Annotated in this window: 16 protein-coding genes; 12 read left to right on the forward strand and 4 right to left on the reverse strand. The window is 65.3% G+C overall.

Features of this window, described 5'->3' with window-relative positions; all coding sequences use genetic code 11:
- Nucleotides 1–8: 8 nt before the first annotated feature.
- Complete coding sequence (locus H9654_RS11985; protein ID WP_225212027.1) at nt 9–539, reverse strand: DUF2442 domain-containing protein; 531 nt, start codon at nt 537–539, stop codon at nt 9–11.
- The gene (locus H9654_RS17985; RefSeq protein WP_225212028.1) at nt 482–712 is read right to left on the reverse strand and encodes a DUF4160 domain-containing protein; all 231 of its coding nucleotides are present in this window, start codon (nt 710–712) and stop codon (nt 482–484) included. Before H9654_RS17985 ends, H9654_RS11985 begins: the two co-directional genes overlap by 58 nt.
- A 716-nt stretch (nt 713–1,428) precedes the next feature.
- Between H9654_RS17985 and cyoA the strand changes: the two genes are divergently transcribed.
- The 4 genes from cyoA to cyoD are packed head-to-tail and all read left to right on the forward strand — an operon-like array spanning nt 1,429 to nt 5,454.
- Nucleotides 1,429–2,475 (forward strand): ubiquinol oxidase subunit II, encoded by a 1,047-nt coding sequence (gene cyoA, locus H9654_RS11995; protein WP_101100241.1) that lies wholly within the window; start codon nt 1,429–1,431, stop codon nt 2,473–2,475.
- A gap of 2 nt (nt 2,476–2,477) precedes the next feature.
- Nucleotides 2,478–4,475 (forward strand): cytochrome o ubiquinol oxidase subunit I, encoded by a 1,998-nt coding sequence (gene cyoB / locus H9654_RS12000; RefSeq protein WP_191771021.1) that lies wholly within the window; start codon nt 2,478–2,480, stop codon nt 4,473–4,475.
- Nucleotides 4,472–5,110, forward strand: coding sequence for a cytochrome o ubiquinol oxidase subunit III (gene cyoC, locus H9654_RS12005; protein WP_042613165.1), 639 nt, complete (start codon nt 4,472–4,474; stop codon nt 5,108–5,110). Before cyoB ends, cyoC begins: the two co-directional genes overlap by 4 nt.
- Nucleotides 5,110–5,454, forward strand: coding sequence for a cytochrome o ubiquinol oxidase subunit IV (gene cyoD / locus H9654_RS12010; protein WP_042613166.1), 345 nt, complete (start codon nt 5,110–5,112; stop codon nt 5,452–5,454). Before cyoC ends, cyoD begins: the two co-directional genes overlap by 1 nt.
- 213 nt (nt 5,455–5,667) lie before the next feature.
- Here cyoD and H9654_RS12015 read toward each other — a convergent pair whose 3' ends face one another.
- Complete coding sequence (locus H9654_RS12015; RefSeq protein ID WP_191771022.1) at nt 5,668–7,725, reverse strand: putative bifunctional diguanylate cyclase/phosphodiesterase; 2,058 nt, start codon at nt 7,723–7,725, stop codon at nt 5,668–5,670.
- A 220-nt stretch (nt 7,726–7,945) separates the two neighbouring features.
- On the opposite strand from H9654_RS12015, the gene radA reads away from it, so the two are divergent.
- A complete protein-coding gene (gene radA / locus H9654_RS12020) occupies nt 7,946–9,328 on the forward strand; it encodes a DNA repair protein RadA (RefSeq protein ID WP_101100286.1) in 1,383 nt (460 codons plus the stop codon).
- A gap of 145 nt (nt 9,329–9,473) precedes the next feature.
- On the opposite strand, the gene H9654_RS12025 is transcribed toward radA, so the two are convergent.
- The gene (locus H9654_RS12025; protein ID WP_191771023.1) at nt 9,474–10,271 is read right to left on the reverse strand and encodes a cytochrome C assembly family protein; all 798 of its coding nucleotides are present in this window, start codon (nt 10,269–10,271) and stop codon (nt 9,474–9,476) included.
- Between the two features lie 120 nt (nt 10,272–10,391).
- Between H9654_RS12025 and ffh the strand changes: the two genes are divergently transcribed.
- The 7 genes from ffh (at nt 10,392) to rplS (ending at nt 15,926) form a co-directional block, all read left to right on the forward strand.
- Nucleotides 10,392–11,768 carry a signal recognition particle protein gene (gene ffh, locus H9654_RS12030; protein ID WP_101100245.1) on the forward strand — a complete coding sequence of 459 codons (1,377 nt, stop codon included), beginning with the start codon at nt 10,392–10,394 and terminating at the stop codon, nt 11,766–11,768.
- Between the two features lie 43 nt (nt 11,769–11,811).
- Nucleotides 11,812–12,885, forward strand: coding sequence for an NAD(P)H-dependent flavin oxidoreductase (locus H9654_RS12035; RefSeq protein ID WP_191771024.1), 1,074 nt, complete (start codon nt 11,812–11,814; stop codon nt 12,883–12,885).
- A complete protein-coding gene (locus H9654_RS12040) occupies nt 12,882–13,685 on the forward strand; it encodes an aminotransferase class IV (protein WP_406833475.1) in 804 nt (267 codons plus the stop codon). The genes H9654_RS12035 and H9654_RS12040 overlap by 4 nt, the downstream gene beginning before the upstream one ends.
- Before the next feature lie 102 nt (nt 13,686–13,787).
- Nucleotides 13,788–14,048 (forward strand): 30S ribosomal protein S16, encoded by a 261-nt coding sequence (rpsP, locus tag H9654_RS12045; RefSeq protein WP_042612633.1) that lies wholly within the window; start codon nt 13,788–13,790, stop codon nt 14,046–14,048.
- A 43-nt stretch (nt 14,049–14,091) separates the two neighbouring features.
- Nucleotides 14,092–14,604, forward strand: coding sequence for a ribosome maturation factor RimM (gene rimM / locus H9654_RS12050; RefSeq protein WP_101100247.1), 513 nt, complete (start codon nt 14,092–14,094; stop codon nt 14,602–14,604).
- Nucleotides 14,604–15,362, forward strand: a complete 759-nt coding sequence (gene trmD / locus H9654_RS12055) for a tRNA (guanosine(37)-N1)-methyltransferase TrmD (RefSeq protein WP_182655927.1) — start codon at nt 14,604–14,606, stop codon at nt 15,360–15,362. Before rimM ends, trmD begins: the two co-directional genes overlap by 1 nt.
- A gap of 156 nt (nt 15,363–15,518) precedes the next feature.
- On the forward strand, nt 15,519–15,926 hold the full coding sequence (gene rplS / locus H9654_RS12060) for a 50S ribosomal protein L19 (RefSeq protein ID WP_101100249.1): 408 nt from the start codon (nt 15,519–15,521) through the stop codon (nt 15,924–15,926).
- Nucleotides 15,927–15,930 lie beyond the last annotated feature (4 nt).

Here is a 15,930-nt window from a genome sequence, read left to right on the forward strand (position 1 = left end):
GCGGGTCTTCAAGCGGCGTCGTAGTGCAGTACGGCCTGCGTGCCTCGGACCTGCACCACATTCCAGCCCACCATGGCCAGGCCGATGGCGCGCGGGATCTGTTTCTGGCCACTTCTATAGTAGGCAAGCATGCGGCGGCTGATGCCGAGCGCTTCGGCTGCTGCATCAAGCGACATGCCGTGGTGAGCCATCCACGTAACCAGCTGGTGGTGGGAAAATCCGCCGGCTTGTTCCGTGGCCATTGCACGAAGTGTGTCGCTGGCCAGGCTGAGATCGTCGTTGTCATCGAAGACGACGCCCAAGCGCCACTCATCTGCTTGAACGCGATGAAAAACCGGTGCCGCGCGAAGGGGGTGCAACGTCGGGTGCCGCTCGATGACCTCTGCCAGGCTTACATCCGCGCTGAAGCCATCGGCGAAAGAGAGACGCAGAACGCTGCCGTCCCGTGCTCTTACGTCGTTGAGAATGAATTGCTTCTGCCTCATGGATTGAGTTCTCTCCAGCGGAATGTAAGCAATGGGATATTCACTTGCGCCCATCTGAGAGTCTCGATCAATTCGCGCCTCGTCAGGCCGCCTGAGAGCACGCCCAATCCGGCTATTACTATCAGTGCCTCGCGCCCATCCCGCGTTCGAACATGGAAATGCGGTGGAGGGTGGTCACCGGCGTACATGGTGATGGTGCACCGGCCCAAGCGCGTGATTACGGGCATCGGCGTGTTCCGGCAGGTTCGCCGGATAGTGCAACTATTGCACTGTATGAGGCCGGGGTCCAGCGTGCCATCAGCCTGCTACGAGATTGCGCCCTCGGGCTTTCCCAGAGCCTGAAGGAGGAGGCTTGCGTGGGTTATAGGAAAATGCCGGTCAAACACGCGGACCGTGCATTTCGCAATTTTTCTCATGTACGGCGATGACGTCAGGCCACACGATGAACGTGCTGGACGCAGCTCCTCCGGCCGGTGGCGGCCCCTTCTCTCGAGGGTGTCGCCACCGTTTGAGCCTGTCATTGGGCAACGGCGGAAATGCGACGTCCTCGTCCTCACAGGGGGCGTTTGCATGGGGTCATGCCCATCCGCCGTATTCTTTCGTCTGGTTGGTTGCCCTCCTTGGGGGCAAGGGGTAGGGTGACTGGCGCAAAAGCGTGACGACCAACGGTCGGCACCCACCAGAGCGGCGGGTCGTTCCCACCGGACCGCTTTTCGGGCCATGCGCCCTGCGACAGGCGGCTGCGACAACGTGTCGCAGGCCGAAAACGTCGAAAACTGCGTCAGATCAATGTCAATGGCTTTCTTAAATGGGCAGTGACGGCCTAAACTTGAAAGGCTGACTCTTCCCCCGTTCTCCGAACCCGTCGATCCTTGGCGGGTCGGGCCGGCTTTTGCCGGACTGGGCAGGGCGGGGTGGCATTCCCTCGCAATTGGATCGACCGATGATTCCGTTGAAAACCCTTGGACGCTTCTTGCGTCCGGGCCTGCTGTTCGCACTGGCGGTGTTCCTTACCGGCTGCAACACGGCCATCCTGAACCCGAAGGGCCAGATCGGCCAGGATGAGAAGACCCTGCTGATCACGGCTGTCGTGCTGATGCTGCTGGTCGTCGTCCCGGTCATCATCATGACCCTGACGTTCGCCTGGAAGTACCGCGCTTCCAACACCAAGGCCCGTTACGAGCCGAACTGGTCGCATTCCACCGCGATCGAAGTGGTGGTCTGGTCGATCCCCTGCATGATCGTGCTGGTGCTGGCCGTGCTGACCTGGCGGTCTTCCCACGCGCTGGACCCGTATCGCCCGATTGAATCGGACGTCAAGCCGGTCGTGATCGAGGCCATCTCGCTCGACTGGAAGTGGCTGTTCGTCTATCCGGAAGAAAAGATCGCCGTGGTCAACGAGATCAAGTTCCCGGTCAACACGCCGCTGAACTTCAAGATCACCTCCGATACCGTGATGAATGCGTTCTTCATCCCGCATCTGGGCAGCATGATCTACTCGATGGCCGCCATGGAGACCAAGCTCCACCTGATCGCCAACGAGACCGGTGAGTTCCCGGGCATGTCCTCGCACTACAGCGGTGCCGGCTTCGCCAAGATGCATTTCACCGCCCATTCGGTCACCGAACCGGAGTACCGCGCGTGGGTGGACCAGGTGCGTGCCGAACAGGGCAACAGCCTGAACAAGGACACCTTCCGTGCGTTGGGCGAAGAGCGCAACTCCGACTGGCATCCGGTGACCTACTACGGTCAGGTGGAAGAGGGCCTGTTCGACTGGGTCATCGCCAAGCACATGGGTGACAACAAGCACTACGGCATGAAGCACGCCCATGCCGGTGCAGCGGCGGCCGACGCGGGCTCGCAGGAAGACCATGAGGGCCATGCGCCGATGGACGACCACGAGTCCAAGGCGTCTGGCGAGAACCTCGACGCCAACACCAACCACGACGAGCACGCGGGCCACGCCGGCCACGAGGGCTCGGGAGAATGAACATGCTGGGTAAACTCTCTATTGAGTCGATCCCCCACGATCCGATCGTCCTGACGACGTTGATCGGCGCGATCCTTGGTGGCCTGGGCGTTGTCGCCCTGATCACCAAGTTCAAGCTGTGGGGCTATCTGTGGAAGGAGTGGTTCACCTCGGTGGATCACAAGAAGATCGGCGTGATGTACCTCATCGTCGCCTTCGTCATGCTGCTGCGCGGTTTCTCCGACGCCATCATGATGCGTACCCAGCAGGCCATCGCCGTCGGCGGGTCCGAGGGTTACCTGCCGCCGCACCACTACGACCAGATCTTCACCGCCCACGGTGTGATCATGATCTTCTTCGTGGCGATGCCGCTGATCACCGGCCTGATGAACCTGGCCGTGCCACTGCAGATCGGTGCGCGCGACGTCGCGTTCCCGTTCGTGAACTCGCTCAGCTTCTGGCTGTTCGTGTCCGGTGCGGTGCTGATCATGCTGTCGCTGTGGATCGGTGAGTTCGCTGCCACCGGCTGGCTGGCATTCCCGCCCTTGTCCGGCATCGAGTACAGTCCAAGCGTCGGCATGGATTACTACATCTGGGGACTACAGGTAGCAGGCCTGGGTACCACGCTGAGCGGCATCAACTTCTTCATCACCATCCTGAAGATGCGCACGCCCAGCATGAAGCTGATGCAGATGCCGATCTTCACCTGGACCGCGCTGATCACCAACATCCTGATCGTGGCCGCCTTCCCGGTGCTGACCATCACCCTGGTGCTGCTGACCCTGGACCGTTACCTGGGCACGCATTTCTTCACCAATGACGGTGGCGGCAACGCCATGCTGTACATCAACCTGATTTGGATCTGGGGCCACCCGGAAGTCTATATCCTGGTGCTGCCGGCCTTCGGCGTGTTCTCCGAAGTGATCGCCACGTTCTCGCGCAAGGCGCTGTTCGGCTACAAGGGCATGGTGTATGCAACGGCCGCCATCGGCGTGCTGTCCTTCATCGTGTGGCTGCACCACTTCTTCACCATGGGCTCGGGTGCCAACGTCAATGCCTTCTTCGGCATAACGACGATGATCATTTCCATCCCCACCGGCGTGAAGATCTTCAACTGGCTGTTCACCATGTTCCGCGGTCGCGTGCACTTCACCTCCCCGGTGCTGTGGACCATCGGCTTCATGATCACCTTCGTCATCGGCGGCATGACCGGCGTGATGCTGGCGATCCCGGCCATCGACTTCGTGCTGCACAACAGCCTGTTCCTGATCGCCCACTTCCACAACGTCATCATCGGCGGCGTGGTGTTCGGCATGTTCGCCGGCATCACCTACTGGTGGCCGAAGATGTTCGGCTACAAGCTGAATGAATTCTGGGGCAAGTGTGCGTTCTGGTGCTGGTTCATCGGCTTCTACGTGACCTTCATGCCGATGTACGTGCTGGGCTTCATGGGCATGACCCGTCGCCTGCAGAGCACGGTCAACCCGGCCTACGAGCCGCTGCTGCTGATCGCCGCAGGTGGTGCCTTCATCGTCGGTGCCGGCATCCTGTGCCAGGTCATCCAGATCTTCGTGTCGGTCCGCGACCGCAAGAAGAACATGGACCTGACCGGCGATCCGTGGGATGCCCGTACGCTGGAGTGGGAAACCTCTTCGCCGCCGGCCTTCTACAACTTCGGTACGCTGCCGCAGGTCACCGAGCTGGACGATTTCTGGGCCCGCAAGCAGCGCGGTGAAGCCTGGCCGAAGCCGGCCAAGTACACCGACATCCACATGCCGCGCAACACCGGCACGGGCGTGGTGATCGGTGCCTTCAGCATGGTGTTCGGCTTTGCGATGATCTGGCACATCTGGTGGCTGGCCATCATCGGCCTGGTCGGCATGATCGGCACGTTCATCTACCGCACCTTCGACAAGGACGTGGACTACTGGGTCCCGGCCGCCGAAGTGGAGCGCATCGAAAACGAACACCGCAAGCACCTGGTTGCCCAGGGCCTGGTCAAGTCGGAGCTGAAGGCATGAGCACCCATACCCCAACCGTGAACCACGGGCACGCCGCGCAAGCGGCGGCCCATGGCCATGACGAGCACGAGCACCACGACACCGGCGGCAACACCGTCTTCGGTTTCTGGGTGTACCTGATGAGCGATTGCCTCATCTTCGCTTCGCTGTTCGCCACCTACGTGGTGCTGGTCGGTGGTACCGACGGCGGCCCCGGCCCGGGTGACCTGTTCGAGCTGCCGTTCGTCGCGTGGGAAACCGCGCTGCTGCTGACCTCCTCGCTGACCTTCGGCCTGGGCATGATCGCCATGCACAAGAACAAGGTCGGGCAGCTGTACCTGTGGCTGGGCATCACCTGGCTGCTGGGCTTCGGCTTCATGTGCATGGAAGTCTGGGAGTTCAACCACCTCATCCACCAGGGTTACGGTCCGGACCGCAGTGCCTTCCTGTCGGCATTCTTTGCCCTGGTCGGCACCCACGGCCTGCACGTCAGCGCTGGCCTGCTGTGGCTGCTGGTGATGTTCATCCAGGTCAAGCAGAACGGCCTGACCGCGACCAACAAGACCCGCCTGGCGTGCCTGAGCCTGTTCTGGCACTTCCTGGACCTGATCTGGATCGGCGTGTTCTCCGTCGTCTACCTCAATGGAGCGCTGTAATGGCACATGACAACGCACACGACCATGGCCACGGCGCCGGCGGCGAAAGCCACGGCAGCGTCAAGTCGTACCTGATCGGCTTCGTGCTGGCGGTGATCCTGACCGTCATCCCGTTCTGGGTGGTGATGTCGGGTGATTTCTCCCGCACCGTCAGCGGCGTGGTGATCGCGGTCTCCGCAGTGCTGCAGATGCTGGTCCACCTGGTGTTCTTCCTGCATCTGGACCGCTCGTCGGAAAGCCGCTGGAACGTCAACGCGGCGGTGTTCACCGTCGTGGTGATCGGCATCATCGTGGCCGGCACCCTGTGGGTCATGCACAACATGAACGTGCACATGATGCACTGACGTCTTCGCGACGTTACCGCAAGCGGAAAGGCCACCCCTGGGTGGCCTTTTTGCTGGTGCGCTCGCTGGGGACTACGGCTCTTGGTGGGTGACGACCGTTGGTCGTCACGCTGTTGCCTTTGCACCCTGCAGGATTGTGACGACCAACGGTCGTCACCCACCGAGCGTGGTCGTCAGCCACCGAGCGTGGTCGTCACCCACCGAGGGCGGTCGTCAGGCGACCTTGCGCAGGAACTCGTCCGGGGCCATCGGGCGGCCCAGGTGGTAGCCCTGCAGCTGGTCGCAGCCCAGGCTGCTGAGGTAGTCGCGCTGGCCGGCGGTTTCCACGCCTTCGGCCACCACGTTGAACTGCAGCGAACGACCCAGTGCGACGATCGAGGACACGATGGCTGCATCCTCGGCGTTGTCTTCCAGGTCGCGCACGAAAGCGCGGTCGATCTTCAGTTCGGTGGCCGGCATGCGTTTGAGGTACAGCAGGCTGGAGTAACCGGTGCCGAAGTCATCGATCGAAATCCGCACGCCCAGCGCGGTCAGCGCATTGAGGATCTGCAGGCTGGTTTCCACGTTCTTCATCGCCGTGGTTTCGGTGATCTCCAGCGTCAGCCGGCTGGCCTGCAGGCCATGCCGTTCCAACGTTTCCCTTACCGTTTCCACCAGGCCGGCCGCGGCGAACTGCAACGGCGACAGGTTCACCGCCATCGTCCAATGCGGATTGCCGGCGTCATGCCACGCCCGCAGCTGCGCGCAGGCCTGGTCCAGTACCCAGTCGCCAATGGGCAGGATCAAGCCGCTGCGCTCGGCGATCGGGATGAAGAGGTCCGGCGCCAGCATGCCCAGCTCCGGGTGCTGCCAGCGCAGCAGCGCTTCAGCGCCCACCGCAGGCGCGCCGGCAGCGACGAACTTGGGCTGGTAGTGCAGCAGCAGCTCGCCACGTTCGGTGGCCTTGCGCAGGTCCTGCAACAGGCGCAGCTGGCGATTGGCGCTGACCTGCATGGACGGGGTAAAGAAGGTGTAGCCATTCCGCCCTTGCTGCTTGGTGTGGTACATCGCTGCATCGGCGTTGGCCATCAGCTCGCGTTCGTCGGCCGCATCGTCCGGGTACAGCGCAATACCCAGGCTGGCGGTGACCTGCAGTTCGGCCGCCTCGATCAGGAAGGGCTCGGCCACGGCCGCAATGATGCGCTCGGCCATCACCATCGCATCGTCAGGTTCGTCGATGGGCAGCACGATCACGAACTCATCCCCACCCAGGCGCGCGAGGGTGTCCTGCGGCCGCAGCAGGGAGCCGATGCGCTGGCTCACCTTCACCAGCAGGCGGTCACCGAGCTGGTGGCCGTAGGCATCGTTGACCGTCTTGAAGCCGTCCAGGTCGCAGAACATCACCGCCACCGCGTGGTTGCGCCGGCGTGCTTTTTCAATCGACTGTTCGATGCGATCCTGCAGCAGCGAGCGGTTCGGCAGCTGGGTCAGCGGATCGTGCAGCGCAGCCTGCAGCAGCTTGTCATTGGCGCGTTCCAGCGACTCGGCCAGCAGGCCGGTGCGTTCGCGCATCTGGCGGTCGAACAGCGAGGCCACCAGCGCGATGCCGATGGTGCCCAGCGTGGTGACGATGACCAGCACCGCCAGCCATTGCGCATCGATGCCACCGTCGATCACCGCCCCGCACAGGCTGCCTGGCGGGAAGCGTGCGGCGGCCATGCCGGTGTAGTGCATGCCGACGATGGCAAGGCCCATCACCAGCGATGCGGCCCCGCGCAGGCGGCGGGTGTTGCGGCCTTCGACGCGCAGGCGGAAGGCGATCCAAAGCGCTGCGCCGGCCGCGCCGATGGCAATCAGGAGGGAGGCGATGAACCACAACGGGTCGTAATCGATCCCCGGTTGCATGCGCATCGCGGCCATGCCCAGGTAATGCATCGCAGCGATGCCCAGGCCCATCAGCAGCGCACCGGCGAACAGGCGGCGGGTGGGCAGCTGCGGACGCGAGACCAGCCACAGCGCATAGGCCGAGGCGCCCACTGATACTGCCAGCGAGTACACGGTGATGGCCAGGTCGTAGCCGATCGGGATCGGCAGCTTGAAGGCCAGCATGCCGATGAAGTGCATCGACCAGATGCCCAGGCCCATCGCCGCGGCGCCGCCGGCGAGCCACCAGCGCGCCACGCGCCCTTGCGCGGTGGCCAGTCGACCTGCCATGTCCAGTGCCGTGTAGGAGGCCAGTACGGCCACCAACAACGAGAAAAAGACGAGGCTCTGGCTGTAGCTGCCAGTCATGGGAGGTCCTTGGAATGGGGGAGGGCGCGCAGGGCGGCGCACATGGTATCGGCCGGTCTGCGCTGAACCTGAGTGGAGCATCACGCAAGGCCAGGGGTCAGAGTCACGACTCTGACCCCTGACTCTGACCCCTGACTCTGACCCCTGCCGGGGCTGCGGGTCGCAGCGGTTGCGACGGGGCTCGGCTATGCTCGCCATCCAACGCGCAACCGGAATGATCATGGCCAAGAGCCGCACCGCCTACGTCTGCAGCGAATGTGGCGCCGACTACAGCAAATGGCAGGGCCAGTGCACCGAGTGCAAGGCCTGGGACACGCTGTCGGAAATCGTCGTGGAAAGCGCGGCGGCGGCCGGTGCGCCGGCCTCACGTCGCAGCGGCTGGGCCGGCAAGATCGATCCGCCCAAGGTCACCGCCCTGAAGGACGTGGCGCAGACCGACCACATCCGCGTCACCACCCGCATCGGCGAGTTCGACCGGGTGCTCGGCGGTGGCCTGGTGGAGGGCGCGGTGGTGCTGGTTGGCGGTGACCCGGGCATCGGCAAGTCGACCCTGCTGCTGCAGGCGGTGGCGCTCATGGCCGCCGAACTGCCGGTGCTGTACGTCACCGGCGAGGAATCGCTGGCCCAGGTGGCTGGCCGCGCGCACCGGCTGGAGCTGCCGCTGGAGGGCGTCAACGCGCTGGCCGAAACCTGCGTGGAAACCATCCTGCAGCACGCCGGCAAGGCCAAGCCGCGGCTGATCGTGGCCGACTCCATCCAGACCCTGTGGACTGAATCGCTGACCGCCGCCCCCGGCTCGGTCAGCCAGGTCCGTGAAAGCGCGGCGCGGCTGGTGCGCTTCGCCAAGGAGACCGGCACCGCCGTGTTCCTGGTCGGCCATGTGACCAAGGAAGGCGGTATCGCCGGCCCGCGCGTGCTGGAGCACATGGTCGATGCGGTGCTGTATTTCGAAGGCGAAAGCGGCAGCCGTTTCCGCCTGCTGCGCGCGTTCAAGAACCGCTTCGGTGCGGTCAACGAACTGGGCGTGTTCGCGATGGGCGACAAGGGCCTGAAGGAAGTCTCCAACCCCTCGGCGATCTTCCTGTCCGGCGGCAGCACGCGGCAGCCGGGCTCCTGCGTGATGGTCACCCGCGAGGGCACGCGGCCGTTGCTGGTGGAAGTGCAGGCGCTGGTGGATGCCTCGCCGCTGTCCAATCCGCGCCGCGTGGCGGTGGGCCTGGAACAGAACCGGTTGGCGATGCTGCTGGCGGTGCTGCATCGCCACGGCGGCGTGCTGGTCGGCGACCAGGACGTGTTCGTCAACGTGGTCGGCGGCATCCGCGTGCAGGAGACCGCAGCCGACCTGCCGGTGCTGCTGGCGGTGCTGTCCTCGCTGCAGGACCGCGCCCTGGCGGAGAAGACCATTGCCTTCGGGGAGGTGGGCCTGTCCGGCGAAATCCGCCCGGTACCGAACGGCGAAGACCGCCTGCGCGAAGCGGCCACCCATGGCTTCAAGCGCGCCATCGTGCCCAAGGCCAATGCGCCCAAGGGCGGCACGGTGAAGGGCATGGAAGTGATCGCGGTGGAGCGCCTGTCCGAAGCGCTGGAAGCGGCTGGCGCGTAACCTGCCGGCACGGCGTTACCGGACCTGTAATGCGATGGGCCGGGTGCGCGCGCAGGCTTGCTGGTGAACAGCCCCCTTGGTGTTCAAGGGGGCGCGCCAACGGCGCGGGGATAAGGTGGAATGCGTGGGCATACGACCCGATGCTTTACCGGGTCGTATGCCCGAAGACCAGTTCGATCACGAACTGGCTGCCGAAGAACGCCAGCAACAGCAGCAGCATCGCGCTGAGGGTCCAGTGGACGGCCTTCAGGCCGCGCCAGCCGTAACGGCGGCGGCCGATCAGCAGCACCCCGAACACGATCCACGACAGCACGCTGAGCACGGTCTTGTGCACCAGCTTCTGCGCCAGCAGGTCATCGACGAACAGCACGCCGGTGACCAGGGTCAGGGTCAGCAGGAAGAAGCCGACGGTGATCACCCGGAACAGCAGTGATTCCAGGTCCGCCAGCGGCGGCAGGGCACGCAGCCAGGGGCGGAATTCGCGCCGACGCAGGGCACGTTCCTGCAGCCACTGCATGATCGCCAGCAGTGCGGCGATGCTCAGCGTGGCGTAGGACAGCAGGGCCAGCCAGGCGTGGGTGGCCAGCCGCCAGCCCAGTTCCTTGCTCGGCTCATGCCCATAGCCGTGGTAGGCGCCCAGCAGCACCGCCGCCAGCGGAAACACCACCACGCCGAGTGCGGCCATGCGGCCGCGCGCGCCCACCAGCGAGGTCAGCCCGGCCATGCCCAGGCCGACCAGCGACAGCGCGGCGAAGAAGTGCATGTCCGGCCCGCCGGCACTCTGCAGTGCCACCTGCACGTGGTAGCCGGCATGCAGCAGCAGCGCCGGCACCGCAGCGGCCAGCCAACCGCGGCCCGGGTTGGGCGCATCGCTGCCGACCGCGCGCACCAGGGCGGCGGTGGCGGTCAGGTAGAGCAGGGCTGCGATGAGAACGATTGTCATCGTGGAAGTTTCGCACACCCCCAACGCAGTGGCGACGGCCCATCGCGCGCGCCCGGGTCGCCGGGGCGACCGGCTATACTGTCTGCCTCATTGTCCCCCGTTCCAGACAGGTTGCATCGCATGTTCGAGTCCCTGACCCAGCGCCTTTCCGGCACCATCGAGCGCCTGCGCGGCCGCGGCCGCCTGACCGAGGAAAACATCCGCGACGCCACCCGCGAAGTGCGCATCGCGCTGCTGGAAGCCGACGTCGCCCTGCCGGTGGTGCAGGCGCTGATCGAGCGCATCAAGGAGCGCGCGGTCGGCCAGGAAGTGCTGAAGTCGCTGACCCCCGGCCAGGCCCTGATCAAGGTCGTCCGCGACGAGCTGACCAACGTGATGGGCGCTGAAGCCAGCGACCTGAACCTCAACGTGCCGGCACCGGCGATCATCCTGATGGCCGGCCTGCAGGGTGCGGGCAAGACCACCACGGTGGGCAAGCTGGCCAAGCACCTGAAGGAAAAGCGCAAGAAGAAGGTGATGGTGGTGTCGGCCGACGTCTACCGCCCGGCCGCGATCGAGCAGCTGAAGACCCTGGCCGAACAGGTGGGCGTGCTGTTCTTCGCCTCCAGCGCCGACCAGAAGCCGGAAGCCATCGTGCGCGCGGCGATCGATGACGCACGCAGGTCCTTCGTGGACGTGCTGATCGTCGATACCGCCGGCCGCCTGGCCATCGACGAAGCGATGATGGCCGAGATCAAGGCCCTGCACGCGGCGGTCAATCCGGCCGAAACGCTGTTCGTGGTCGATGCGATGACCGGCCAGGACGCGGCCAACACGGCCAAGGCCTTCGGCGATGCGTTGCCGCTGACCGGCGTGGTGTTGACCAAGACCGACGGTGACGCCCGCGGCGGTGCCGCGCTGAGCGTGCGCTACATCACCGGCAAGCCGATCAAGTTCGTCGGCGTCAGTGAAAAGCCGGACGGCCTAGATGTGTTCCACCCGGACCGTATCGCCAGCCGCATCCTGGACATGGGCGACGTGCTGTCGCTGGTGGAGCAGGTCGAGCAGCAGGTCGACAAGGACAAGGCGCAGAAGCTGGCCGAGAAGGTCGCCAAGGGCAAGAAGTTCGATCTGAACGACATGCGCGACCAGCTGGAGCAGATGCAGAACATGGGCGGCATCGGCGGGCTGATGGACAAGCTGCCGGGCCTGGGGCAGATCCCCGAGCACCTCAAGGCGCAGGTCAGCCAGGGCAAGGAAGTGCCGCGCATGATCGCCATCATCAGCTCGATGACCAAGAAGGAACGGCGTAATCCGGGCCTGCTCAACGGTTCGCGTCGTGCCCGCATCGCGCGCGGTTCGGGCACCCAGCCGGCCGACGTCAACAAGCTGATGAAGCAGTACATGCAGATGGAAAAAATGATGAGCAAGATGGCCGGCGGCGGCATGAAGGGCATGATGCGCAGCATGAAGGGCATGATGGGCGCCATGGGCGGCCGCGGCCTGCCGTTCCGCTGATACCGGATTGCCCCGCACGGACTCATCAAAAGAGGCTCGATGCATGCGTGATGATGGAATTGCTGGCCGGGTAGAACGCTTCTGCCAGCGCTTCAACCTGCAGATGCCGGTCCTGCTGGCGCCGATGGCCGGCGCCTGTCCGGTGCCGCTGTCGGCGGCGCTGGCAACCGCCGGCAGCATGGGCGCGATGGGCGCGGTGCTCTCCCCCGCAGCCGATATCGGCCGCTGGATGGATGACTTCCGTAGCCGCAGCAGCGGCCCGGCGCAGGTGAATCTGTGGATCCCCGATGCGCCTGCGCTGCGCGATGCGCAGGCCGAAGCGGCTACCCGCGCGCTGCTGGCGCAATGGGGACCCGAGGTGCCGGCCAGCGCCGGCGACGCCGGCCCGGCGGATTTCAACGATCAGTTCAACGCCGTGCTGACCGCACGACCGGCCGTGCTGTCCACCATCATGGGCGTGCTCGAGGACCGCCAGGTGCAGCGATTGAAGCAGGCGGGCATTGCCTGGATCGCCTGTGCGACCACCCTGGCCGAAGCGCGTCAGGCGCAGGCCGCCGGTGCCGATGCAGTGGTGGCGCAGGGCTTCGAAGCCGGCGGACACCGCGGTGCGTTTGATCCGGCGCAGGCCGAGCGCCAGCTGGTGGGCCTGTTCTCGCTGTTGCCGCGCCTGGTCGACCATCTGGATATCCCGGTGATCGCCGCAGGCGGCATCGCCGACGGCCGTGGCATCGCCGCCGCACTGACCCTGGGCGCCAGCGCGGTGCAGATCGGCACCGCGTTCCTGCGTACCCCGGAGGCGGCGATCGCGCCGGCATGGGCCGATGCGCTGGCGACCAGTGAACCGGAAGACACCTGGCCCACCCGTGCCTTCAGTGGCCGGCTGGGACGCGGACTGGCCACCGAATACGTACGTGCGGCCGCCGGAGTCGATGCGCCGCCGCCCCGACCCTATCCGGTGCAGCGCGGGTTGACCGCGGCGATGCGTGCGCAGGCGGCGCGCGAGAACGCCTTGGCTTCGATGCAGGCCTGGGCGGGGCAGTCGGCGTGGATGGCGCGTGCCGAACCGGCCGCTGCCCTGCTGCAGCGCTGGTGGCAGGACGCGCAGGCGCGCCTGTGAGCGCGACGGGCAGCAGCGCGCTGTTCTGCAATGGCCAACCGGCCGATGCGGCGACGTTGGGCGCGGCGTTGATCAATTATGGCCACTTCACTTCGCTGCAGGTACGCGGCCATGCAGTGCAGGGTCTGGACCTGCACCTGCAGCGCCTGGCGCATGCAACGCAGGCGCTGTTCGGCAGCATGCTCGATGAGCGCCAGGTGCAGCGATGGATGGCGCAGGCGCTGCAGCATGCTGGTATGGCCGATGCATCGCTGCGGGTGACGGTGTTTTCCCGTGCCTTCGATTTCCGCGACCCGTTGTCCGTCGTGCCGGTGGACGTGCTGGTGGCCGTGTCCGCTCCGGTGCAGCTGAGCGCTTCGCGCGCGGTGTGCAGCGTGCGCTATCAACGCGAATTGCCGGCGCTCAAGCACGTGGGGACCTTCGGCCTGTTCCAGCAGCGGCGCGAGGCGATGGCCGCCGGCTTCGACGACGCGCTGTTTCTGAACGAGGAGGACCAGGTCAGCGAAGGCAGCACCTGGAACCTGGCCCTGCACGATGGGCAGCAGCTGGTATGGCCGCAGGCGGCGGCGCTGCGGGGCACCGCCGAGGCGCTGCTGCGGCAGCATTGGAACGGGCCACAGGTGGTGAGGGCGGTTGCCGCGGCGGAGCTGGACCGAATCCAGGCAGCGTTTGCCTGCAACGCCAGCGGGATCTGGCCGCTGGGGGCCATTGACGGCCGCGCGCTGGCCGGATCGGAGCCGCTGGCAGCACAGGGCAGGGCGGTGATGGCTGCGGTGCCGTGGCAGCCGTTGCAGGTGTGAAGACCGCAAACCCAGGCTGGGGTTGGCTTGGGCCGAAGCTGCCGCTATAATCGTCGGCTTACCGCGCCATCCTGGCGACTGGGTTACATAGGAAAATACACCATGGTCAAGATTCGACTGACCCGCGGCGGCGCCAAGAAGCGTCCGTTCTACCACATCATCGTGACCGACGTCCGTAGCGCCCGCGACGGCCGCAACATCGAGCGCGTCGGTTTCTACAACCCGGTTGCACAGGGTGGCGAGAAGCGCATCGAGCTGGACCTGGCCCGCGTTGACCATTGGGTCAAGAACGGCGCCCAGCCGACCGACAAGGTCCGCAACCTGATCAAGGAAGCGTCCAAGTCCCAGGCCGCTGCGGCCTGATCTTGAAGGGCCGCGCCCGTCGCGGCCCATCTGGCATACGCAGATGAAAGATATCGAGCGCCGGATCCTGCTGGGCAGGGTTGCCGGCGCTTTTGGTGTGCGCGGCGAACTTAAGCTCGAGTCCTGGACCGAGCCGCGTTCTGCCATCTTCAATTACCAGCCGTGGATCGTGGTCAGCCCCTCGGGGCAGGAATCCACGCTTTCCGGTGTCCGCGGCCGTGATACCGGCAAGCACCTGATCGCCCGGTTCCCCGACGTGGATGACCGCGACGTGGTCGAGGCCATGCGCGGTACCGAGGTCTACGTGGCACGCAGCTCGCTGCCGCCGCCGAAGCCGGACGAGTACTACTGGGTCGACCTGGAAGGCCTGGACGTCAAGACCGTCGACGGGGTATCGCTGGGCCAGGTGTCGCACCTGTTCTCCACCGGTTCCAACGACGTGCTGGTCACCCGCGGCGACCGTGAGCGGATGATCCCGTTCGTGCAGCCGGAGTTCGTCAAATCCGTGGACTTCGATGCCAACCTGGTCATCGTCGACTGGGATCCGGACTTCTGATGCGCTTTGACGTCATCACCCTGTTCCCGGAATTCCTTGCCCAGTCCGCCGGACTGGGCGTGGTGGGCCGGGCGCAGGAAAAAGCGTTGTTCAGCCTGCACGGCTGGAATCCGCGTGATTACGCCGAAGGCAACTACCGCCGGGTGGATGATCGTCCGTTCGGTGGGGGGCCGGGCATGGTGATGCTGATCGAACCGCTGCAGGCCTGCCTGTCCGCGGTGCGTGCGGCAGACCCGACCCCGGCGCCGGTGATCTACCTGAGTCCGCAGGGCCGTCCGCTGACCCAGGCCAAGGTGCGTGAACTGGCGGCATTGCCGCGCATGATCCTGCTCTGCGGCCGTTACGAGGGGATCGACGAGCGGTTCCTGGCCAGTGCGGTCGACGAGGAGATTTCCCTCGGCGATTACGTGTTGTCCGGCGGCGAACTGGGGGCGGCGGTGATCATCGACGCCGTGGCCAGGTTGCAGGAGGGCGCGTTGAATGACGCCGAATCCGCCGCCCAGGACAGCTTCGAAGGTGAACTGGGGCTGCTCGACTGCCCGCATTTCAGCCAGCCGGCCCAGCATCCGCTGGGCGACGTCCCGGATGTGCTGCGCTCGGGCAACCATGCCGCCATCGCCGCTTGGCGCAGGCAGCAGTCGCTGCTGCGGACCTGGCAGCGGCGGCCCGAATTACTGGACGAGTCCACGTTGAACAAGGCCGACCGCAAGCTGCTGGCACAGGGCCGGGACGGATTGGAAAGCGACAAGAACCCCTAGCAAGGGCGGCCCGTAATGGGCTATGATTGCGAATTACCATCGTCCGTACTGGTCGATGTGCTCCATACATAACAAACGTGCGGCACAGTCCAGTGACCGCATGAGCCCACGCTGTCGAATGACACGCCCACCCGAACATATGAATCGGTGTAACCCATGAGCAAGCTGAACAAAACCATTCTCGCGGACTTCGAAGCCGCCCAGATCACCCGCGAACTGCCGAAGTTCAGCCAGGGCGACACCATCGTCGTGAACGTGAAGGTGAAGGAAGGCAACCGTGAGCGCGTCCAGGCCTACGAAGGCGTTGTGATCGCGACCAAGAACGGCGGCCTGAACTCGGCCTTCACCGTGCGCAAGATCTCGCACGGCTACGGCGTCGAGCGCGTCTTCCAGACCCACAGCGCCATCATCGACTCGGTCGAAGTGAAGCGTCGTGGTAAGGTCCGCGCCGGCAAGCTGTACTACCTGCGTGGCCTGGAAGGCAAGGCTGCCCGCATCAAGGAAGATCTGGCTGCTGCTGCGCAGGCCAAGGCCGCGCGCCTGGCTGCCAAGGCTGCCCAGTAATACC

This window comes from Stenotrophomonas lacuserhaii, from assembly GCF_014836545.1.
GTDB lineage: Bacteria > Pseudomonadota > Gammaproteobacteria > Xanthomonadales > Xanthomonadaceae > Stenotrophomonas > Stenotrophomonas lacuserhaii.